The organism is Streptomyces sp. NPDC048612 (assembly GCF_043199295.1).
In the GTDB taxonomy this organism is placed as follows: Bacteria; Actinomycetota; Actinomycetes; order Streptomycetales; family Streptomycetaceae; genus Streptomyces.
The window spans coordinates 134,048-154,139 of sequence record NZ_JBICVV010000006.1 but is presented as its reverse complement, the minus strand read 5'-3'; the positions used below and the strand labels follow the sequence as shown (position 1 = coordinate 154,139).

Here is a 20,092-nt window from a genome sequence, read left to right as displayed (position 1 = left end):
GAAGAACCATCGGGGGAATTGTTGGTGTCCGACAAAAGTCTAGGGTTGTGCCTCACCGTCAGCCAGACGCCCCAGGATCAGCGCGATACGGAGGGTGAACGCCGAGCGCACATCGGAGGGTGACCAGCCGGTGACGTCGGTCACACGTCGAAGCCGATAGCGCACGGTGTTGGGGTGCACGAAGAGCATCCTGGCGGCCCCCTCCAGACTGCTCGCCTGCTCCAGATAGACGCTCAGTGTCTCCAGCAGCGCCGACCCGGCCTCCTCCAGCGGTCTGTAGATCTCCTCCACCAGCTGCTCGCGCGCGACCGGGTCCGAGGCCATCGCGCGCTCCGGCAGCAGATCGTCCGCGAGCACCGGCCGCGGGGCGTCCGGCCAGGCGGCACAGGCCCGCAGCCCGGCGGCCGCGGCCTGCGCCGAGCGGGTCGCGGCCAGCAGGTCGGCGACCACCGGACCGGCCACCACGGGACCGGCGGCATACGGCCCGATCAGTGCCTTCGCGGCCTTCAGCGGGTTGTCCGAGCCGCCCGCGATCACCACCAGGCGGGAGCCCAGCACACCGGTCAGCACCTGGAGCTTGGCGTGCCGGGCGGCGCGCCGGATGGCCTCCACGGTCAGTTCGCTGTCCCCGTCCGGCGCGGTGCCCAGCACCACGCACACATGCTCGGGGGAGTTCCAGCCCAGCGCCGCGGCGCGGGAGACCGCGCCCTCGTCGGCCTCGCCCGACAGCACCGCGTTGACCACCAGCGACTCCAGCCGGGCGTCCCAGGCGCCGCGGGCCTCGGCGGCCTGGGCGTAGACCTGGGCGGTGGCGAAGGCGATCTCCCGGGCGTAGACCAGCAGCGCCTCGCGCAGCACGGACTCATCGCCCGGCGCCGCGACCTCGTCGATCGCGGACTCCATGACCTCGATGGTGGTGCGCACCATCTCCACGGTCTGCCGCAGGGTGATCGCCCGGGTCAGTTCGCGCGGCGCCGTGCCGAAGACGTCGGTACTGATCGCCTGCGGGGTCTCCGGATGCCGGAACCACTCGGTGAACGCGGCGATACCGGCCTGCGCCACCAGGCCGATCCAGGAACGGTTCTCCGGGGGCATCGCGCGGTACCACGGCAGCGTGGCGTCCATGCGGGCGATGGCGGCGGCCGCCAGCTTGCCGGACGAGTTCTCCAGGCGCCGGAGGGTCGCGGAGTGCGGGTGCGCGTCGCGCGATGCGGGTTCAGACACGGGACAAGCCTGCACTATCGGGGCGGGGAGGTGCGGGGGCGGGGCTACCGTGGGCCCATGATTCAGGTGCGGAGAGGCCATGAACGGTATCCGGGCGGGGACGCGGAGGCCGGGATCGCGTCGCTGCACGCGTTCTCCTTCGGGCCGCATTTCGACCCGGAGAATCTGCGGTTCGGCGCGCTGATCGCCTGCAACGAGGAGCGGCTGGCGGCGGGCGCCGGATTCGACGAGCACCCGCACCGCGACACGGAGATCGTGACCTGGGTGGTCGAGGGGGAGCTGACCCACCGCGACTCGGCCGGGCACGAGACCACCGTCCGCCCGGGCGATCTCCAGCGGCTCAGCGCGGCCGGCGGCGTCCGGCACGTGGAGCGCAACGACGGCGACCGGCCGCTGTGCTTCGTCCAGATGTGGCTGGCACCGCGGGACGCCGGCGGGGAGCCGTCGTACGAGGTGGTGCGGGGGATCGCCGACGGCACCCCGTACGCGGTGCCGCGGGCCGGTGCCCTGCTGCACGTGCGCCGCCTCGCCGACGGCGAACGGACCGCGGTCCCGGATGCCGCACGGGCGTATGTGCAGGTGGTGCGCGGTGCCGTACGGCTCGGCGAGGAGCGGCTGGAGGCCGGTGACGCGGCGCGGATCACCGACGCGGCGGGGCTGGAGCTGCGGGGGCTGGCGGCGGCGGAGTGCCTGGTGTGGGAGATGGGGCCGGAACCGGCGTACGGGTGAGCCGGTGCGGTGCGGGGCGGGCGGCCGGTGCGGCCTGGTGCCGTCCGGCCCGTCCCCGCCGGGTCAGGCCGTCTGTGCCAGCTCGGCCAGTACCGCATCGGTCAGCGGCGGCCAGGCCTCGACCGCCCATGGCCCGAAGGCCCGGTCGGCGAGCGCCACACAGGCCGCGCGGGCGTCCGGGTCCACCCACAGGAACGTCCCGGACTGTCCGAAGTGCCCGAAGGTGCGGGGCGAGGACGAGGCGCCCGTCCAGTGCGGGGACTTGCCGTCACGGATCTCGAAGCCCAGCCCCCAGTCGTTGGGCTTCTGGTGCCCGTAGCCCGGCAGCACACCGGTCAGACCGGGGAAGACGACCTGGGTCGCCGCCGTCAGCGTCTCCGGCGCGAGCAGCCGCGGCGCCTGCAGCTCGGCCGCGAAACGGATCAGGTCGGCGACCGTGGAGACCCCGTCCTTGGCGGGCGAACCGGGCAGCTCCGTCGCGGTCATCCCGAGCGGCGCGAGCACCGCCTCGTGCAGGTACTGCGCGAAGGGGATGTCGGTCGCCTTTGCTATGTGGTCGCCCAGCGCCTCGAAACCGGCGTTGGAGTAGATCCGGCGGGTGCCCGGCGCGGCCATCGGGCGCGGCTCGTCGAAGGCCAGCCCCGAGGTGTGGGAGAGGAGATGGCGCACCGTGGACCCCTCGGGCCCGGCCGGTTCGTCCAGCTCGACGGCTCCCTCCTCGACGGCCAGCAGCGCGGCGTACGCGGCGAGCGGCTTGGTCACGGACGCCAGCGGAAAGCGCTGCTCCAGGGGGCCGTACGCGCCGGCCACCGATCCGTCGGCGCGCACGACGGCGGCCGCAGCGGTCGGTACCGGCCAGTTCTCGATCATCCGCAGGCTCTGCATGCCCACGAGCTTAGGGCCTGCCCCCGAGCGCCCGGCCGGGGCCCCGATCCCCCGGTCCGGCCCCGGCGCCCCAAAATCCGGTCAAGTCTTCCCTTGATCGGCGCTTGCCTGGAGTGCACTCGAAGTCTCTAGCGTTGAAGCCGTCGAGAGGCATCCGGCGACACCGCCGGCAGACATCCGGCGCGACAGGGGAGACGGGGCATGACGGTGATGCAGAGCGGACCGGCGGCGAGCGGCGCGACCGCGGTCAGGGAGCTGCCGGCGGCGGTGCACGACTGCCGCGCCGCGCCCCCGCATCCACGGCCGGCGGGCCGCGACCGGTACACGATCAGCGAGGTCGCGGAGCACACCGGCCTCAGCGCCCACACCCTGCGCTGGTACGAGCGCATCGGCCTGATGCCGCACGTGGACCGCACCCACACCGGGCAGCGGCGCTTCACCAACCGCGATCTGGACTGGCTGGGCCTGGTGGCCAAGCTGCGGCTGACCGGTATGCCGGTCGCGGACATGGTCCGCTACGCCGAGCTGGTGCGGGCCGGGGAGTGCACCTTCGCCGAGCGGGAGCAGCTGCTGACCGCGCACCGCGAGGACGTACGGCAGCGGATAGCCGAGCTGCAGAGCACGCTGGACGTACTCGACTACAAGATCGACATCTATGCCGACGCCCGGCGGGCGTCCGAGAGGTTCTGAGGTCTCCATGGGTAGCGAGAAGATCGAGACGGTCGAGCTGGGCACCGGCGGACCGCGGGTCGGGGTGCAGGGTCTGGGCTGTATGGGCATGAGCTTCGCCTACGGCCCGACGGACGCCGACGAGGCGCTGGCCACGCTGGAGCGGGCCAGGGAACTGGGCGTGACGCTCTTCGACACCGCCGACATGTACGGCATGGGGGAGAACGAGAAGTTCATCGGCCCCTTCATCCGGGCCCACCGCGACGAGGTCGTGCTGGCCACCAAGTTCGCCATCTCGCCCGACCCGGACCACCCGGACGACCCGTACAAGCGCGTCATCCGCAACGACCGGCCGTACATCCGCCAGGCCGTCGAGAGCAGCCTGAAGCGCCTGGGCGTCGACGAGATCGACCTGTACTACATGCACCGGCGTGATGTGAACGTCCCCGTCGAGGAATCGGTCGGCGCCATGGCCGAACTCGTCGCCGAGGGCAAGGTCAAGCACCTGGGGCTGAGCGAGGTGACCGGCAGCGAACTGCGCGCGGCGCAGGCCGTGCACCCGATCGCGGCGGTGCAGTCCGAGTGGTCGCTGTTCAGCCGGGACATCGAGGGCGGGGTGGTGCAGACCGCGGCCGAGCTGGGCGTCGGCCTCGTGCCGTACTCCCCGCTCGGCCGGGGCTTCCTGACCGGTGCGTTCGTCAGCGCCGACAAGGAGCTGGCCGCGGACGACTTCCGGCGCACGCAGCCCCGCTTCACCGGCGACAACGCGGCCGCCAACGCCGCGCTCCTGGAGCCGGTCCGCGCGATCGCCGACGCCCATGGCGCCACGCCCGGCCAGATCGCGCTGGCCTGGCTGCACCATCAGGCCACGGCACGCGGCCTGGCCGTCGTCCCGATCCCCGGCACCCGTAAGCGCAGCCGGATCGAGGAGAACACCGGGGCGACCCGCCTCCGGCTGACCGACCAGGACCTGGCCCGGCTGGAGCCGATCGCCGGGCAGGTCGCGGGGGAGCGGTACGCGGACATGACGCTCACCTCGGCGGGACGGGAGTAGTGCCGTCGGGGACGGCCTAGTTGGGGCAGGGACTCCCGGCCCCTACTAGGCCAGCCCCAGCGCGAAGGCCCCGAAGCCGGTGGCCAGGAGCGCCGCAGCGGTGCGGCGGAGGCGGGTGGCGCCGGTCCAGGGGGCTTCGAAGCGGCGGGTGGTGCGGCCGATGAGGAGCAGCGCGACGGCGAAGACCGGCAGCCAGGCGAGCCGGAGCGGCAGCCAGCCGAGGGCGTCCGGGGCCGTCGTCAGCCCGGGGACCTGCCCCAGGAAGGACGCCGGTACGGCCAGCGAGAGCATCGCCGTCTGGTGCCAGCACAGGACCGTCAGCGCGGAGAGGTTGACGAGCGCCACCGGCGCCCACAGCGCCGGCCGGCGCAGCAGCCGGGCGAGCCGGTCACGGAGCAGCACCGCGGCGCCGGACTGGGCGGCGGCCAGCGCCAGGACCAGCAGCGACGGCGGGTGGGAGTTCGTCCGGTGCTGCCCGGGAACGCCGACCATGCTCGCCGGGTAGTGGAAGCACAGCAGCAGCGTGGCGAACACCGCGGCGCCGCCCAGCAGCAGCGACCAGGCGGCCCGTCGGCCGAGCCGCCGCTCGCCCCAGGAGACGCCGAGCTGATAGGCGAACATCCAGCCGGGCAGCAGGTTGAGCAGGCTCAGCCACGGCGGCACGGCGTCGGCGTACGGCCCGTAGCGCAGGAAGTCCACCACGGCCACCGACACCGCCAGAGGGGCCGCGGCCCAGACGCCCAGCCACCGCGCGGCGCGACGGCAGTACGGCGTCAGCGCGGTGATCACCGCGTAGACGCCGACGAACCACAGCGGCTGGATCACCAGCGTCGCCCCGGTCCGCAGCGTCGCCTCGGGCACGCCCAGTCCGTACAGGAGGGGCAGCAGCAGCGCCCATACGGCCGTCACCCCCAGCACCGGACGGCCCAGCCGCACCAGCCGGCCGCGCAGCCAGGTCCCGGTGGACTCGCCCCGTTCGGTGGCGCGCCGCAGGGACAGCACCGACGCGTGCCCGCCGACCAGGAAAAAGAGGCCGAGCAGCTGCAGGACCCAGCTGGCCGGGGCGAGTTGGCCGACGGCGGTCAGCAGACTGGCGTTGTGCAGTGCGCCCCCGGCGTCGAGGGTGAAGCCGCCCACCAGCCAGTGGCCGGTGGGGACGGCGAGCAGCGCCAGCGCCCGCAGACCGTCGAGCGCGCGGTCGCGGTCCGGGGGCGTGCGCGCCGCCACGGCCGCCAGGGCGGCGCCGGTGCGCGGCCGTCTGCCGCGGGCGATGGTGCACAGCCTGGACATGGTGGGGTCTCCCTCTCCCGTGGATGCGCCGGAGGGAAACCTAGGAAGAGGGGATATGACGAGGCGTCACCCCGGGGAACCGACTCCCGGGGGCTACGGGGGTAGGGGGCCCGGGCCGCGCTCCTCCTCCCGGAGGAGAGACACCCGGGGAGCCGGGCGCTACCGCTCGCCGGGCGAGACCAGCCCCGACTCGTACGCGAAGATCACGGCCTGCGCGCGGTCCCGCAGCGCCAACTTGGCGAGCACCCGGCTGACATGGGTCTTCACCGTCTGCTCGGCGACGATCAGGGCATCGGCGATCTCCTGGTTGGACAGCCCGCGGGCGATCAGCTCCAGGACCTCCGTCTCGCGCGGAGTCAGCCCGTTCAGCCGCAGCGAGGGGCGGCCCTTGCGGGCCACCGGCCCCGAGCGGGCGAAGTCGGCGATCAGCCGCCGGGTCACGGACGGCGCGAGCAGCGCCTCACCGGCCGCCACGACCCGGACCGCGGAGATCAGATCGGCCGGCGGCGCGTCCTTGAGGAGAAAGCCGGACGCCCCGGCGCGCAGCGCCTCGTAGACATAGTCGTCGACGTCGAAGGTGGTCAGCATCAGCACCTTCGGACGGTGGGTGACCCCGGCGGGCGGTTCGAGCAGCTGACGGGCCGCCTCCAGGCCGTCCATCTCCGGCATCCGCACGTCCATCAGCACCACATCGGGGTGCGTCCGGCGGCTCAGCGCCACGCCCTGCACCCCGTCCGGGGCGTCGCCCACCACATCGATGTCGCTCTGCGCGGCGAGCAGCGCGGCGAAGCCCGCACGCACCATGGCCTGGTCGTCGACGATGATCACGCGCGTGGTCATACGGAGGGGGAGTCCTTTACGGAGAGGGATGAGGCCGGGGAGGGCGGTGGGGCGAGGGGGAGCTGGGCGGCGACCCGGAATCCGCCGTCGGGCAGCGGCCCGGTGTCGAGCGAACCGTCCACCAGCCGGACCCGCTCGCGCATCCCGACCAGGCCGTGGCCGGTGCCGCCGGTCTCCAGCGGCGCGGACGGCGCGGACGGCGGGGAGTTGACGACCAGCACGGTCAGCCGCGCACCGTCCGCGGCCGGCGTCACCGACACCCGGGTCGGTGCCCCCGGGGCGTGCCGCACCACATTGGCCAGCGCCTCCTGCACGATGCGGTACGCGGACAGATCCACCGCCGGCTCCAGCGCCACCGGCTCCTCCGGCAGCGCCAACTCGACCGGCACACCCGCCCGTACGGTCCCCTCGACCAGCTTCGGCAGCATGCCGATCCCGGGCTGCGGGGTCTTCTCCGGGCCGCTGTGCTGCTCCGCCTCCTCGCTGCGCAGCACCCCGAGCAGCCGGCGCATCTCCGCCAGCGACTCCCGGGCGGTCGCCGCGATCGCACCGAACTCGTCCTCGGCCTCCCGGGGCATCCCGCTGATGCGGTAGGGGGCGCTGGCCGCCTGGACGGTGATCACCGACATGTGGTGGGCGACGACGTCATGCAGCTCACGGGCGATCCGGGCGCGCTCCTCCAGCAGCGTCCGGTGCGCGCGCTCGGCCTCGCTGATGGTCTCCTGCTCGATCAACTTGCGCTGGGCGTCGCCGCGTTCGCGCAGCGTGGCGCCCATCATCAGCACCACACCGGTGAGGACGAACAGCAGCACCCAGGTGTTGTCGCCGCCGTCGGGGCTGAACGGTTCGGAGAGCAGGCCCGCCACACCGGTCGTCAGCCAGACGGCGGTCAGGGTGCGGCGGCGCTCGCGCAGCGACAGCGCCAGCATCAGCGCGAGATAGCCGACGATCTCCATCGGCGGCCAGGGCCAGGCGCGCCCCACGACCCCGTCGGCACCGGTCAGTGCCACGGCACCGACGACATCCGCCGCGAAGATTACCCACCAGGCCTGCAGCGGCCGGGTCACCGCGAGCAGCAGCGGCACGGTCTGCGCGGTGGCGAGCGCGCCGGCCAGCCGGCCGGTGAGGCCGTAGTCGTTGCTGAGCACGGTGATGGTCGTCGGCAGCAGGGAGACCGCGAACCCGAAGGCGAGGACGTAGGGCAGCCGGCGCAGCCAGGGACTGCGGACGCTGCCCAGCAGCGGGGTGCCGGGCTCGGTCGGGGTGCCGAGTTCCACGGCCAGGAGGCGCAGCGCCTGCCGTGCGGCGCGCAGCGCCTGTTGACCGGCCGTCTCACGCACGGGGCCGTGCGCCGGCTCGTGTTCGGGTTCGGCAGCTCGTCCACTCATCGCGCCTCTATCTAAGCGGAGGGCGCGGGCGGGTGCGTCATACCTGGGGCCGGGCTTTCACCCCGTACCACGGTATGAGTCCCGGCCCGGTCGACGGCCCGCGCTCCCGCCCCGGTCCGCGTGAACCCGGCGGGCGCTTCAGAGTTCCGCGAGCAACTCGGCCTTCTTCGTGCTGAATTCGTCGTCGGTCAGCAGCCCGGCACCGTGCAGCTCGCCGAGGTGCCGTATCCGGTCCGCGATGTCCGCCGGATCGCGGCGCGTCTCGCCGGTCCGGTGGCGTACCGGCGCACCGTCCGCCGTCTCCTGCGCCGACTCGGCGGCGCGTACGGCCTGCAGCACCGAGGCCGCGAAGGGCAGCGACTCGTGCACGGGTCCGTAGCCCAGCCCGAACACCACGGCGGCCGGGTCCTGGTCCGCCTCGCCCGTCCCGGGCTCGCGCGCCCCGCGCTCCAGCAGCCGCAGATAGCCGTTGAGGATCTCCGGCGACCGCCATTCGACCCCGGCCAACTCGCCGACGGAGAAGGTCTGGTCGCCGCACTTCCACTTGGCCGAGGAGGCGCCCGTCCAGAACCACCGGAAGGCGACCGCGCGCCCGTCGAAGGACGCCTTGCCGTCATACGCCTTGAAGTGCAGCGGGGGCTCCGGCGCGGCCACCAGATGGCGGTCGGCGGGCTCCTTGGCGTCGGGGCCGAGCGCCGTGCGCAGCTCGTCGGCGTAGTACTCGGCCAGCGTCTCGCGCTCGGCCGGCAGCACCAGCCGATAGGGGTCGGAGTCCTCCTTGAGCTGCCCGTTCGCCGCCTCCATCAGGGGATCGGCACCATGTCGGGGCACGGCGTGCAGCACCACCGTGCCACGTCTGCCCTCGGTCACCTCCACGGAGCTCAGCGCCTCGTACGGAATGCGTCGCTCACCGAGCGCCTGGAGCAGCTTCGGCCTGCGTATCCCCCGTTCGAAGCGGATGAGTACGGAGTCCGTGTCGAACTCCCAGACGGCATGAAAACCGGCCAGCACATCACCCATGCGGCTCATCGTATGCGGGCGGTCGCCCGCCCGTCCCCCTTCCGGGTGCCTCGGGAGCGCGCGTCGAAGCGGTGCCCGTCACTCCGGTCACCTGCGCCGCCTGGCGTCCCGTGGGCGTCGCGGCGGGCGGGCGCGGTGGGCGGGCCCGGCCCGTCCCCGGGCGCCGGGCCGGGCCCGCCGACCTGTGGTCCCGCGGTCCTCAGACCGGACGGGTGCCGCACTGCGGGTCGTCGGACGCGCAGTCGACGGTGTGCGCCGCGCCGACCCCGACGAGCGCGAAGTTGCGCAGGCTGCCGGTGCCCGGCGCGAAGTATCCGGCGTGCCCGACGGCGCCGTCGGCCGACAGGATGCGCGAGCCGAAGGACGGGTCGACCGGGTCGGCGCCGTGCCCGAGCCCGCCGACCTCCAGGTTCGGGATGTCCTGAATCCAGTCGTCGGCGTCCCGCATCGCCCAGATCCGGGCCTGGGTGCCGAGCCCCGAGCGGCTGTTGGCGCGCATGCCGGGGCTCCCGGCCACCGCGATGTCCTCGACGTTGGACGGCAGGTCCCGGGCCGCGACACCGCACACCACGGAGCCGTAGCTGTGGCAGAACAGCGAGACGGCGTCGGAGGAGGGCAGCGAGTCGACCAGGGCGCGCAGCCGGTCCGCGCCGTCCGCGGCGAGCTTCCCGGTGGCGGCCTCGACACCGACGCCGGACGGCGAGGTGTAGTCGGCCCAGGCGATCACGGCCGTACGGGCGCTCGGCCGGGCCGACCGCTCGGCGCCGTAGAGGGCGCGGCCCATACCGACCGGGGCGCTGGTGGCCCGCGCGGTGCGCTCGAACGTCGACAGGTTGGTGTCCACGCCGGGCACCACGACGGAGACCCGCTGGGCCGCGGGGAGGTTGCCGAAGACCTCGGCGGCCCGGCCGCCGCCGGCCGGATCGAACGCCAGGATCTGCCGGCCGGGCGACATCATCGATGCGAGGCGGTGCATCAGCCGGCCCGCCTCCTGGCGGCCGACGGGCGTGAGCCGCTGGTCGCTCATCCGGCGCTTCTCGATCCGGCGGGCGTCGTCGATGGCCATCCGGTTGGCGTGGTAGCGCAGCTTCACGGGGGCGCCGCCCATGTTGCCGACGACCAGCGGGTAGCGGGCGGTGAGCTGCTGCTTCTCGGCCCGGCTGAGCTTGGCGAAGAAGGCCCGGAGCGCGGCCGGCGGCCCCTGGGGGTCGGGCAGCGGGCGTCCGAGGAAGGTGGCGTGCTGCCAGGACGTCCTGGCGGTGGCCAAGGGGTTGGCGTCCTCCTTGGTGCCTCTGACCGCCGTCCAGCCGGTTATGGCGAGCATGACGAAGACCACCGCCAGAGCGAGAGCGGCACGCCAGGCCGTGGACTGAAGGAAACCGGAGGAGGGGCCGAGGCCCGAGAACGAATTCACCGCGAGCCACCCTAGGAGACGTGACGGGGCGTCCGCTGTGACCGTGAGTGATATCACGTTTCGCGGTGGGTATTTCGACCAAAACGGACACCTGTCATCGGTTTCCGGTGCTCAGCCGTGCAGGCTCGATCTCAGTCGGCGCCCTTCATGATCGCTTAGCGGTGTGCTTTCGTCACGCAGGGTGGCGATTTCGCGGCAGGGGTGCCCGTGTGACGGCCGGACCGGAGCGAGCCGCTCCGCCGGGCCGGGTGAGGCGCGGACCTGGGGTCAGCGCGTCCCCCAGTCGTCCTCCATCGCCGGCCCGATGTGGTCCATGTAGGACTGGGTCATCTCCCGGATCGAGGCCACGCTGCACTCCTGGCCCTCGCCCCACACCTGGCCGGCCACCCGCATCACCCCGCCGAACGCGGCGACCAGCACCCGCGGCCGGGGGTCGGTGTCCACGTCCAGCCCCTCGCGCCGGGCGATCAGCCGCGCTATCTCCTCCTCCAGCCCGGAGGACCGCCGCAGATGTGCGGCGATCAGCGCGGGCGTCGACTCGATCATCCGGAACGAGCGGATGTACAGCTCCACCGGGATCACCGACTCGATGGTGCCGGCGATGTCGTCCCAGGCCGTCGTCACGGCGGTGCGCAGGGCGGTCAGCGGCGCCTCCGCCGCGGGCCGCGCGAGCAGTTCCTCGACGAAGCGGGCCTCGACCATCTCCTGGACGGCGAAGGCGACGTCCTCCTTGTTCGCGAAGTAGCGGAAGTACGTCCGCTGGGAGACGTTCACCGCCTCCGCGATCTCGTCGATCGTCGTCGCCTCGTACCCCTGCTCCGTGAACAGTTCCAGCGCCGCGCGGATCAGGGCGTCGCGGGTGCGCCGCTTCTTGCGTTCCCGCAGGCCCGCGAGGGCTGTCTGCGGCGTCGGGGTCGCCATCCTGAGCCGCCTTTCCGTGGTGTTCTCGCTGCTCAGGTTACCTGTGAGCGAGATGACAGTTACCGACTCATGAATCCCTTTGTCAATTGTCAGTGGCTGACATTAGCCTCCCGGTATGAGTTCTCACACCCCGGTCGCCGAAGCCGCGCCGGACGTTCCCGTACCGGACGCCCCCAAGGGGCTGCGCGGTCACCCGTGGCTGACCCTCTTCTCCGTCGCCATCGGCGTGATGATGGTCGCCCTGGACGGCACGATCGTCGCCATCGCCAACCCGGCCATCAAGCAGGACCTCGGCGCCTCCCTCGCCGACGTGCAGTGGATCACCAACGGCTACATGCTCGCCCTGGCCATCGCGCTGATCACGGCGGGCAAGCTCGGTGACCGCTTCGGCCACCGCCAGACCTTCCTGATCGGAATCCTCGGCTTCGCCGCCGCCTCCGCCGCCATCGGCTTCTCCCACGAGGTCGCGCTGGTGATCACCTTCCGGGTGCTCCAGGGCCTGTTCGGCGCGCTGCTGATGCCCGCCGCGCTGGGGCTGCTGCGCGCCACCTTCCCGGCCGAGAAGCTCAACATGGCGATCGGTATCTGGGGCATGGTCATCGGCGCCTCCACCGCCGGCGGCCCGATAGTCGGCGGACTGCTGGTCGAGCACGTCAACTGGCAGTCCGTGTTCTTCATCAACGTCCCGGTCGGTGTGCTGGCCCTGGTCCTCGGCCTGGTGATCCTCAAGGACCACCGCGCGGAGAACGCCCCCCGCTCGTTCGACATCCCGGGCATCGTGCTGCTCTCCAGCGCGATGTTCTGCCTCATCTGGCCGCTGATCAAGGCCGGGGAGTGGCACTGGGACAGCATGAAGACCTGGGGCTTCCTGATCGCCTCCGTGGTGCTCTTCGCCCTCTTCGCCCTCCTGGAGAGCAAGGTCCGCGAACCGCTCATCCCGCTGCGGATGTTCCGCTCGCTGCCGCTGACCGCCGGCACGATCCTGATGGTGCTGATGGCCTTCGCCTTCATGGGCGGCCTGTTCTTCGTGACGTTCTACCTGCAGAACGTGCACGGCATGACGCCCGTCGACAGCGGACTCCACCTGCTGCCGCTCACCGGCATGATGATCGTCGGCTCGCCGCTCGCCGGCGCCCTGATCACCAAGTTCGGCCCGCGCATCCCGCTGGTCGGCGGCATGGTCCTCACCGCCGTCGCCATGTACGGGATGTCCGGCCTCGACACCGACACCGGCACCGGCCCGATGTCCGTCTGGTTCGCGCTGCTCGGCCTGGGCCTCGCGCCCGTCATGGTCGGCGCCACCGAGGTCATCGTCGGCAACGCCCCGCTGGAGCTCTCCGGCGTCGCCGGCGGTCTCCAGCAGGCCGCGATGCAGGTCGGCGGCAGCCTCGGTACGGCCGTGCTCGGCGCGGTGATGGCCTCCCGCGTCGACAGCGACCTCCCGGACAACTGGCGGTCGGCCGGCCTCCCGCCGGTCCCGCCCGCGCAGGCGTCCCAGCTCTCCGACGCCGTCTCGGCCGGCTTCTCCCCGGTCCCGAAGGGCACCCCGCCGGAGATCGCCCAGAAGGTCACCTCCGCCGCCCATGACACCTTCGTCTCCGGCATGGGCGAGGCCTTCACGGTCGCCTGCGGGGTGGCGGTCGTCGCGGCGGTCGTCGCGATCTTCACCAAGCGCGGCGAGAACGCCGAGGCGGGCGCCGGCGTCGGCCACATCTGACCGGCGCCCCCGGCCGTACGGCACCCGCCCCGCGGAGCGCCGTACGACCGGCCGGCCCCCCTGCCCGCAGCGCCCGGCGCGCGGCTGCACGAGGTCCCCTCGTCCGGCCGCGCGCCGTCGTGCGTCGCCCCCAGCACGGCGTCACCGCACCCCACCCATCGGTCGTACGGACCGTGCTCCGCCGTCAACCACCCGCCCCGGCCCCTCGCCGGGCCCATCTCGCTTGTCCCTTGCGGCGGTTGGTCCGGCCCGGCGGGCCGAATCCCTCATCCGGATGAGCCGGGCCGGGAACCCGGCCGCCTCTCCTACGGCCATGGCGCGCCGCCCGCGGACACCGCACCCGGCGGGCACCGGGAGGAACGGTTTCCGCAGCCCGCCCGCGCCGTCCCGGCCCGCGTCAACCTCGCGCACCGGCCGCCCGGCCCCGGCGCCGCCGACTGTCCACATACCTGATCCGGGTGGCAGTGCCGCCACGGGCTTGGCAGCCGCGCCCCGCCCTCGCGAAGCTCGATGACGAACCGCCGCGGGCGACCGGCCCGCGGCGGGACCTCAGCGTCGTACTCCACGGGGGAGATTCCCATGCGCCTGCGTACTTCCCGGACCACCGTGTTCCTCACCGGCCTCCTGGCCGTCCTGATCACCGCCCTCGCCGTCCCGCCCAGCCTCGGCACCCCGGCCGCACACGCGGCCGGCGGCCGCACCGCCGCGTCCGGAGCCTGCGACGCGGGCCAGCTCTGTCTCTGGCCGAAGGCCGGCTTCGGCGGCGCCCGGCGGACCTACGAACTGTCCGGCACCGACATCGAGAGCTGTGTCCCGCTGCCCGAGGGGAGCGGCGCCGCCGCCCTCGCCAACCGCACGGGCCGGCCGGTCACCACCTACCAGAGCGGGGAATGCGCCGAGACCGCCGAGTTCGACACCTACCCGGGCGGCGGCAGCTGGGTGCCCCGGTCCCCGTACCGGGTCAGGGCGTTCAAGGTGTGGGAACGCTGACCCGGCCGCCCACGGACCCGCCACCGCGTGCCCGTGGCCCCCGCCGCACAGCACCGCGCCCCCCGACCGGCGGGAGACGCGGGTCGGGGGGCGCGGCGGAAGCGGTGCGGCGGCAGGCCGCGGGGAGGTCAGGCGTCGCCGCCGGCCTCACCCGCGTCGGCGGCCGCCACGTCCAGGAGCTGGTAGCGGTCGATCGCCTGCTTCAGCAGCGACCGGTCGACCTTGCCCTCCTTGGCGAGCTCGGTGAGCACGCCGAGGACGATGGACTGCGCGTCGATGTGGAAGAAGCGACGGGCCGCGCCACGGGTGTCGGCGAAGCCGAAGCCGTCGGCACCCAGCGACTGGTACGTGCCGGGAACCCAGCGGGCGATCTGGTCCGGAACGGCCCGCATCCAGTCCGAGACCGCGACCTTCGGGCCCTCGGCCCCCTGGAGCTTCTGCGTCACGTACGGGACGCGCTGCTCCTCCTCCGGGTGGAGCAGGTTGTGCTCCTCGGCGTCCACCGCGTCGCGGCGCAGCTCGTTCCAGGACGTCGCCGACCAGACATCGGCCTTGACGTTCCACTCGTCCGCGAGGATCTGCTGGGCCTCGACCGCCCACGGCACCGCGACACCCGAGGCGAGGATCTGGGCGCTGTGCTCGCCCTTCTCGCCGGGCTTGACCCGGTGCAGACCCTTGAGGATGCCCTCGACGTCGGCCCCGGCCGGCTCCGCGGGGTGCTGGGTCGGCTCGTTGTAGACGGTGAGGTAGTAGAAGATGTCCTCGGCGTTCTCGCCGTACATCCGGCGCAGACCGTCCTTGACGATGTGCGCGATCTCGTAGCCGTAGGCCGGGTCGTAGGAGACACAGGCCGGGTTGGTCGAGGCGAGCAGCTGCGAGTGGCCGTCCGCGTGCTGCAGGCCCTCACCGGTCAGCGTGGTGCGGCCGGCGGTCGCGCCGAGCACGAAGCCACGGGCGAGCTGGTCGGCCATCTGCCAGAACTGGTCACCGGTGCGCTGGAACCCGAACATCGAGTAGAAGACGTAGACCGGGATCAGCGGCTCACCGTGCGTCGCATAGGCGGAACCCGCCGCGATCAGCGAGGCCGTGCAGCCCGCCTCGGTGATGCCGTCGTGCAGCATCTGGCCGGTCGGCGACTCCTTGTAGGCCAGGAGCAGTTCGCGGTCGACCGACTCGTACTGCTGGCCCAGCGGGTTGTAGATCTTGGCCGACGGGAAGAACGCGTCCATACCGAAGGTGCGGTACTCGTCGGGCGCGATCGGCACGAAGCGCTTGCCGATCTCCTTGTCCCGCATGAGGTCCTTCAGGATGCGGACGAACGCCATGGTCGTGGCGATCTTCTGCTGCCCCGAGCCCTTCTTGGCGCCCGCGTAGGCCTTGTCGTCCGGCAGCTTCAGCGGCTCGGCGCGCACGACACGGGTGGGCACATAACCGCCCAGGCCCTTGCGGCGGTCGTGCATGTACTGGATCTCTTCGGAGTTCCGGCCCGGGTGGTAGTACGGCGGTACGCCGTCCTCCAGGTCCTTGTCCGGGATCGGCAGGTGCAGCCGGTCACGGAAGCCCTTGAGGTCCTCGACGGTCAGCTTCTTCATCTGGTGGGTCGCGTTGCGGCCCTCGAAGTTCGGACCGAGCGTCCAGCCCTTGACGGTCTGGGCGAGGATCACCGTCGGCTGGCCCTTGTGCGCCTTGGCCGCCGCGTACGCCGCGTAGATCTTCTTGTGGTCGTGACCGCCACGTCCCAGGTGCAGGATCTGGTCGTCGGTCATGTTCTCGACCATCGCGCGCAGGCGGTGGTCGTCACCGAAGAAGTGGTCACGGATGTACGCACCGGTCTCGGTGGCGTACGTCTGGAACTGGCCGTCGGGGGTGGTGTTGAGCTTGTTGACCAGGATGCCGTCGCGGTCCTGCGCGAGCAGCGGGTCCCAGCTGCGGTCCCACACCAGCTTGATGACGTTCCAGCCGGCGCCGCGGAACTGCGACTCCAGCTCCTGCATGATCTTGCCGTTGCCGCGGACCGGGCCGTCGAGGCGCTGCAGGTTGCAGTTCACGACGAAGGTCAGGTTGTCCAGGCCCTCGCGCGCGGCGATGGACAGCTGGCCGAGCGACTCGGGCTCGTCCATCTCACCGTCGCCGAGGTACGCCCAGACGTGCGACTTGGAGGTGTCGGCGATACCGCGCGCCTCCATGTAGCGGTTCATCCGCGCCTGGTAGATCGCGCCGAGCGGGCCGAGACCCATCGAGACGGTCGGGAACTCCCAGAAGTCCGGCATCAGCCGCGGGTGCGGGTAGCTGGACAGACCGTCGGGGGCCTTGGACTTCTCCTGGCGGAAGGCGTCGAGCTGGTTCTCGCCCAGCCGGTCCAGGAGGTAGGCACGGGCGTAGACACCGGGAGAGGCGTGGCCCTGGAAGAAGATCTGGTCGCCGCCGTCGCCCTCGTCCTTGCCCCGGAAGAAGTGGTTGAAGCCCACGTCGTAGAGGGAGGCGGAGGAGGCGAAGGTGGCGATGTGCCCGCCGACGCCGATGCCCGGACGCTGGGCCCGCGAGACCATCACGGCGGCGTTCCACCGGGTCGCGTTGAGGACCTTGCGCTCGATCTCCTCGTTGCCCGGGAAGAACGGCTCGTCCTTGGTCGCGATGGTGTTGACGTAGTCCGTGCTGCGCATCTCGGGCACGGCCACACGCTTCTCGCGGGCACGCTCGATCAGGCGGAGCATGAGGTAGCGGGCACGTTCCCGGCCGCGCTCGTCGACGGCCGCGTCGAGCGAGTCGAGCCATTCCTGGGTCTCTTCGGGATCGAAGTCCGGGACCTGGCTGGGAAGGCCGCCAATGATGATCGGGTTTCGATCTGATCCGGAAGCCACGCTGTTCCTTCGTGTTCGGTTCGTGTCGTGCCCTGCAAGGGATTGCTGCTGCGCACGGGACGAATGCTGTCTCTGCCTTGGTGTCGCGCCGTCTTCCATCGTGTACCGAGCCACAGGGATACGTCACCTCTACTGATGGGTAACCCATCCGTAGAGAGATGGCGCTGAAAAGGCCGATTTCTCGCGTCGGCCAAATCGCAACCATACGCCCATGTCGAAAGTGCTTCGCGTACGGACGTGCGGACCCCGAAATCAGGTCCGCGAGCCACGGCCGCCCCCCGAAGGGACCAGTCGTGCGCAGATGCCCGATAAACCCTGCAGAAAGCTGTGTCGTGAATCACTTCAGCCTGTCCCGGCGGGGTCGCGGTTGCGGCGAGACGCCGCCAAACGTCACCGTTTCGGCGGTCTGGACCGCTGGGTACTTGCGCGATCCGCCCGGCCCGTGTGGACTACGCCCAATGCTCCGCGCACGCGCGGGGTCCCCGAGCATTTCCGAAACATGACAGGAGGCAATCCGTGAGCGCGACCGCGGACCACGCGGAGGAGCGGACCAACCCTGCCGCCAGGCTGGGGTTCGAGCCCGGACAGGTGGTCCAGGAGATCGGTTACGACGACGACGTCGATCAGGATCTCCGCGAAGGCATTGAGACCGTGATCGGCCAGGATCTCGTCGACGAGGACTACGACGACGTCTGTGACGTCGTGGTGCTGTGGTTCCGCGACGAGGACGGCGACCTCACGGACGCGCTGGTGGACGCCATCGGCCTGATCGACGAGGGCGGGCAGATCTGGCTGCTGACCCCGAAGACCGGCCGTGAGGGCTACGTCGAGCCGAGCGACATCAATGAGGCCGCGCAGACCGCGGGTCTGTCCCAGACCAAGAGCATCAACGCGGCCAAGGACTGGACCGGCAGCCGCCTGGTCACCCCCAAGTCCGGCAAGCGCTGAGCCACACCGACCCGACGTTCGCCACCGAGCCCCCTCCGCCTGTTCCGGAGGGGGCTCGGCCCTGTTCAGGACGGGTTCCCCGGACGTGCACCCCGGCGCGTAGGGTTGGTCGCGTCCTGTTGAGAGTGAGCGGAAGGGAAGCACCCCATGGCGATCGAGGTCGGCACGAAGGCTCCGGATTTCGAGCTGAAGAACCAGCACGGCGAACTGGTCAAGCTCTCCGACTTCCGCGGCGAGAAGGCCGTCGTCCTCCTCTTCTACCCCTTCGCCTTCACCGGGGTGTGCACCGGCGAGCTCTGCGCGCTCCGTGACGAGCTGCCGAAGTTCGTCAACGACGACGTCCAGCTGCTGGCCGTCTCCAACGACTCCCCGTTCTCGCTGCGCGTCTTCGCCGAGCAGGAGGGCCTGGAGTACCCGCTGCTGTCCGACTTCTGGCCGCACGGCGAGGCCTCGCGGGCGTACGGCGTCTTCGACGAGGAGAAGGGCTGCGCGGTGCGCGGCACGTTCATCATCGACAAGGAGGGCGTGGTGCGCTGGACGGTCGTCAACGGCCTGCCCGACGCCCGCGACCTGAACGACTACCTCAAGGCGCTCGGCACCCTCTGAGCCGGCGCACTCCCGGGTACCGCTGCGCCCACCGGGCCGACATCCGCATGATCCAGGTGCGATATCTGCAATCGGTGGGAACCGGTCACTAGGATCAATTCGTTGATCCGATGCCATGCACGATGGGGGCGCAGGTACCCCTCGAATCTATGGGAGGACTCGTGGGAGTCAGCCTCAGCAAGGGCGGCAACGTCTCGCTGACGAAGGAAGCCCCCAATCTGACCGCCGTCATCGTCGGTCTGGGCTGGGACGCGCGTACCACCACCGGTACGGACTTCGACCTGGACGCCAGCGCCCTGCTGACGAACGACCAGGGCAAGGTGGGCAACGACCAGAACTTCGTGTTCTTCAACAACCTGAAGAGCCCGGACGGTTCGGTCGAGCACACCGGTGACAACATCACCGGTGAGGGCGAGGGCGACGACGAGCAGATCAAGGTGAACCTGGCCTCCGTGCCGGCCGATGTCTCCAAGATCGTCTTCCCGGTGTCGATCTACGACGCCGAGACCCGCCAGCAGAGCTTCGGCCAGGTCCGCAACGCCTTCATCCGGGTGGTCAACCAGGCCGACAACAACGAGCTGGCGCGCTATGACCTGAGCGAGGACGCCTCGACCGAGACCGCCATGGTCTTCGGCGAGCTGTACCGCAACGGCGCGGAGTGGAAGTTCCGGGCCATCGGCCAGGGCTACGCCTCCGGCCTGCGCGGCATCGCGCAGGACTTCGGCGTCAACGTCTGACCGGCCGGATTCGAGGTCCGATCGTCGGCAACCGGCCGGGCGGTGCCATAGCGGCGGCCGCCCGAGCCCAGAACGACCGCGTCCGGCGCCGTACGTCCCTGCCCGGGGAGTGCGGCGCCGGACGCGCGTGAACGAGGGGGCGGGCCGGGCGGGTCCGCACCGACACCGGGGAGGAAGCGAACGATGAGCGTCACGCTTGCCAAGGGGGGCAATGTCTCCCTGTCCAAGGCCGCTCCGAATCTGACACAGATCATGGTGGGCCTCGGCTGGGACGCGCGGTCCACGACCGGCGCGCCCTTCGACCTGGACGCCAGTGCACTGCTGTGCCAGTCGGGTCGGGTGCTGGGGGACGAGTACTTCGTCTTCTACAACAACCTCAAGAGCCCGGAGGGCTCCGTCGAGCACACCGGGGACAACCTCACCGGCGAGGGTGAGGGCGACGACGAGTCGGTTCTGATCGATCTTTCCCAGGTGCCCGAGCAGGTCGACAAGATCGTCTTTCCGGTCTCCATTCATGACGCCGATCTGCGCGGGCAGAGCTTCGGCCAGGTCAGCAATGCCTTTATCCGCATCGTCAACCAGGCCGACGGCAGCGAACTCGCCCGCTACGACCTCAGCGAGGACGCCTCCGGCGAAACCGCGATGATCTTCGGCGAGGTGTACCGCTACAAGGGCGAATGGAAGTTCCGGGCAGTAGGACAGGGGTACGCGTCGGGTCTCCGGGGCATCGCTCTAGACTTCGGGGTCAACGTTTCGTAAAGCGCCGCGCGCTGCGCGCGGGGGACCCACACAGCGAGGG

18 protein-coding genes are annotated in these 20,092 nt (G+C 71.5%); 9 read left to right on the top strand and 9 right to left on the bottom strand.

What is annotated here, in order from left to right; translation table 11 throughout:
- Positions 1 to 39 precede the first annotated feature (39 nt).
- Entirely contained in the window at positions 40 to 1,224 is a 1,185-nt protein-coding gene (locus ACGFN2_RS12375) for a helix-turn-helix domain-containing protein (RefSeq protein WP_362608484.1), read from the bottom strand.
- A gap of 57 nt (positions 1,225 to 1,281) precedes the next feature.
- On the opposite strand from ACGFN2_RS12375, the gene ACGFN2_RS12370 reads away from it, so the two are divergent.
- Positions 1,282 to 1,953 (top strand): pirin family protein, encoded by a 672-nt coding sequence (locus tag ACGFN2_RS12370; RefSeq protein ID WP_393359653.1) that lies wholly within the window; start codon positions 1,282 to 1,284, stop codon positions 1,951 to 1,953.
- 63 nt (positions 1,954 to 2,016) lie between these two features.
- Here ACGFN2_RS12370 and ACGFN2_RS12365 read toward each other — a convergent pair whose 3' ends face one another.
- Positions 2,017 to 2,838 carry a serine hydrolase domain-containing protein gene (locus ACGFN2_RS12365; protein ID WP_393359651.1) on the bottom strand — a complete coding sequence of 274 codons (822 nt, stop codon included), beginning with the start codon at positions 2,836 to 2,838 and terminating at the stop codon, positions 2,017 to 2,019.
- Between the two features lie 201 nt (positions 2,839 to 3,039).
- Between ACGFN2_RS12365 and ACGFN2_RS12360 the strand changes: the two genes are divergently transcribed.
- Together ACGFN2_RS12360 and ACGFN2_RS12355 are read left to right on the top strand one after the other, a co-directional pair.
- Positions 3,040 to 3,528, top strand: a complete 489-nt coding sequence (locus ACGFN2_RS12360; RefSeq protein ID WP_362608478.1) for a MerR family transcriptional regulator — start codon at positions 3,040 to 3,042, stop codon at positions 3,526 to 3,528.
- A 7-nt stretch (positions 3,529 to 3,535) separates the two neighbouring features.
- A complete protein-coding gene (locus tag ACGFN2_RS12355) occupies positions 3,536 to 4,561 on the top strand; it encodes an aldo/keto reductase (protein WP_362608476.1) in 1,026 nt (341 codons plus the stop codon).
- A gap of 45 nt (positions 4,562 to 4,606) precedes the next feature.
- On the opposite strand, the gene ACGFN2_RS12350 is transcribed toward ACGFN2_RS12355, so the two are convergent.
- The 6 genes from ACGFN2_RS12350 to ACGFN2_RS12325 form a co-directional block, all read right to left on the bottom strand.
- The gene (locus ACGFN2_RS12350) at positions 4,607 to 5,851 is read right to left on the bottom strand and encodes an acyltransferase (protein ID WP_393359648.1); all 1,245 of its coding nucleotides are present in this window, start codon (positions 5,849 to 5,851) and stop codon (positions 4,607 to 4,609) included.
- A gap of 159 nt (positions 5,852 to 6,010) precedes the next feature.
- Positions 6,011 to 6,691, bottom strand: a complete 681-nt coding sequence (locus ACGFN2_RS12345) for a response regulator (RefSeq protein WP_393359647.1) — start codon at positions 6,689 to 6,691, stop codon at positions 6,011 to 6,013.
- Positions 6,688 to 8,079, bottom strand: coding sequence for a sensor histidine kinase (locus ACGFN2_RS12340; RefSeq protein ID WP_393359646.1), 1,392 nt, complete (start codon positions 8,077 to 8,079; stop codon positions 6,688 to 6,690). Before ACGFN2_RS12340 ends, ACGFN2_RS12345 begins: the two co-directional genes overlap by 4 nt.
- 138 nt (positions 8,080 to 8,217) lie before the next feature.
- The gene (locus tag ACGFN2_RS12335; RefSeq protein WP_362608469.1) at positions 8,218 to 9,099 is read right to left on the bottom strand and encodes a DUF4429 domain-containing protein; all 882 of its coding nucleotides are present in this window, start codon (positions 9,097 to 9,099) and stop codon (positions 8,218 to 8,220) included.
- Between the two features lie 199 nt (positions 9,100 to 9,298).
- Positions 9,299 to 10,513 carry an alpha/beta hydrolase gene (locus ACGFN2_RS12330; RefSeq protein WP_362608467.1) on the bottom strand — a complete coding sequence of 405 codons (1,215 nt, stop codon included), beginning with the start codon at positions 10,511 to 10,513 and terminating at the stop codon, positions 9,299 to 9,301.
- A 267-nt stretch (positions 10,514 to 10,780) separates the two neighbouring features.
- Complete coding sequence (locus ACGFN2_RS12325) at positions 10,781 to 11,434, bottom strand: TetR/AcrR family transcriptional regulator (protein WP_362608465.1); 654 nt, start codon at positions 11,432 to 11,434, stop codon at positions 10,781 to 10,783.
- A 229-nt stretch (positions 11,435 to 11,663) separates the two neighbouring features.
- On the opposite strand from ACGFN2_RS12325, the gene ACGFN2_RS12320 reads away from it, so the two are divergent.
- Positions 11,664 to 13,151, top strand: coding sequence for an MFS transporter (locus ACGFN2_RS12320; protein ID WP_393359848.1), 1,488 nt, complete (start codon positions 11,664 to 11,666; stop codon positions 13,149 to 13,151).
- Positions 13,152 to 13,730: 579 nt separating this feature from the next.
- Entirely contained in the window at positions 13,731 to 14,141 is a 411-nt protein-coding gene (locus ACGFN2_RS12315; protein WP_393359643.1) for a peptidase inhibitor family I36 protein, read from the top strand.
- A 128-nt stretch (positions 14,142 to 14,269) separates the two neighbouring features.
- Here ACGFN2_RS12315 and aceE read toward each other — a convergent pair whose 3' ends face one another.
- The gene (gene aceE, locus ACGFN2_RS12310) at positions 14,270 to 17,002 is read right to left on the bottom strand and encodes a pyruvate dehydrogenase (acetyl-transferring), homodimeric type (protein WP_393359641.1); all 2,733 of its coding nucleotides are present in this window, start codon (positions 17,000 to 17,002) and stop codon (positions 14,270 to 14,272) included.
- 516 nt (positions 17,003 to 17,518) lie between these two features.
- Here aceE and ACGFN2_RS12305 point away from each other — a divergent pair.
- The 4 genes from ACGFN2_RS12305 to ACGFN2_RS12290 all read left to right on the top strand — a co-directional run bounded on the left by ACGFN2_RS12305 (position 17,519) and on the right by ACGFN2_RS12290 (position 20,052).
- Positions 17,519 to 17,950: a DUF3052 domain-containing protein gene (locus tag ACGFN2_RS12305; RefSeq protein ID WP_006605843.1), complete on the top strand. Its 432-nt coding sequence runs from the start codon at positions 17,519 to 17,521 to the stop codon at positions 17,948 to 17,950.
- Positions 17,951 to 18,097: 147 nt separating this feature from the next.
- The gene (locus ACGFN2_RS12300) at positions 18,098 to 18,556 is read left to right on the top strand and encodes a peroxiredoxin (RefSeq protein WP_362608458.1); all 459 of its coding nucleotides are present in this window, start codon (positions 18,098 to 18,100) and stop codon (positions 18,554 to 18,556) included.
- 161 nt (positions 18,557 to 18,717) lie between these two features.
- Positions 18,718 to 19,293: a TerD family protein gene (locus ACGFN2_RS12295; RefSeq protein WP_362608456.1), complete on the top strand. Its 576-nt coding sequence runs from the start codon at positions 18,718 to 18,720 to the stop codon at positions 19,291 to 19,293.
- A 183-nt stretch (positions 19,294 to 19,476) separates the two neighbouring features.
- On the top strand, positions 19,477 to 20,052 hold the full coding sequence (locus ACGFN2_RS12290) for a TerD family protein (protein WP_393359638.1): 576 nt from the start codon (positions 19,477 to 19,479) through the stop codon (positions 20,050 to 20,052).
- The last annotated feature ends 40 nt before the right edge of the window (positions 20,053 to 20,092 follow it).

Coding starts and splice junctions, on each gene's coding strand:
- ACGFN2_RS12290 (WP_393359638.1), top strand. CDS start 19,477: ATGAGCGTCACGCTTGCCAAGGGGGGCAATGTCTCCCTGTCCAAGGCC.
- ACGFN2_RS12340 (WP_393359646.1), bottom strand. CDS start 8,079: ATGAGTGGACGAGCTGCCGAACCCGAACACGAGCCGGCGCACGGCCCC.
- ACGFN2_RS12350 (WP_393359648.1), bottom strand. CDS start 5,851: ATGTCCAGGCTGTGCACCATCGCCCGCGGCAGACGGCCGCGCACCGGC.
- ACGFN2_RS12345 (WP_393359647.1), bottom strand. CDS start 6,691: ATGACCACGCGCGTGATCATCGTCGACGACCAGGCCATGGTGCGTGCG.
- ACGFN2_RS12335 (WP_362608469.1), bottom strand. CDS start 9,099: ATGGGTGATGTGCTGGCCGGTTTTCATGCCGTCTGGGAGTTCGACACG.
- ACGFN2_RS12320 (WP_393359848.1), top strand. CDS start 11,664: ATGATGGTCGCCCTGGACGGCACGATCGTCGCCATCGCCAACCCGGCC.
- ACGFN2_RS12365 (WP_393359651.1), bottom strand. CDS start 2,838: ATGCAGAGCCTGCGGATGATCGAGAACTGGCCGGTACCGACCGCTGCG.
- ACGFN2_RS12300 (WP_362608458.1), top strand. CDS start 18,098: ATGGCGATCGAGGTCGGCACGAAGGCTCCGGATTTCGAGCTGAAGAAC.
- ACGFN2_RS12360 (WP_362608478.1), top strand. CDS start 3,040: ATGACGGTGATGCAGAGCGGACCGGCGGCGAGCGGCGCGACCGCGGTC.
- ACGFN2_RS12315 (WP_393359643.1), top strand. CDS start 13,731: ATGCGCCTGCGTACTTCCCGGACCACCGTGTTCCTCACCGGCCTCCTG.
- ACGFN2_RS12370 (WP_393359653.1), top strand. CDS start 1,282: ATGATTCAGGTGCGGAGAGGCCATGAACGGTATCCGGGCGGGGACGCG.
- ACGFN2_RS12355 (WP_362608476.1), top strand. CDS start 3,536: ATGGGTAGCGAGAAGATCGAGACGGTCGAGCTGGGCACCGGCGGACCG.
- ACGFN2_RS12325 (WP_362608465.1), bottom strand. CDS start 11,434: ATGGCGACCCCGACGCCGCAGACAGCCCTCGCGGGCCTGCGGGAACGC.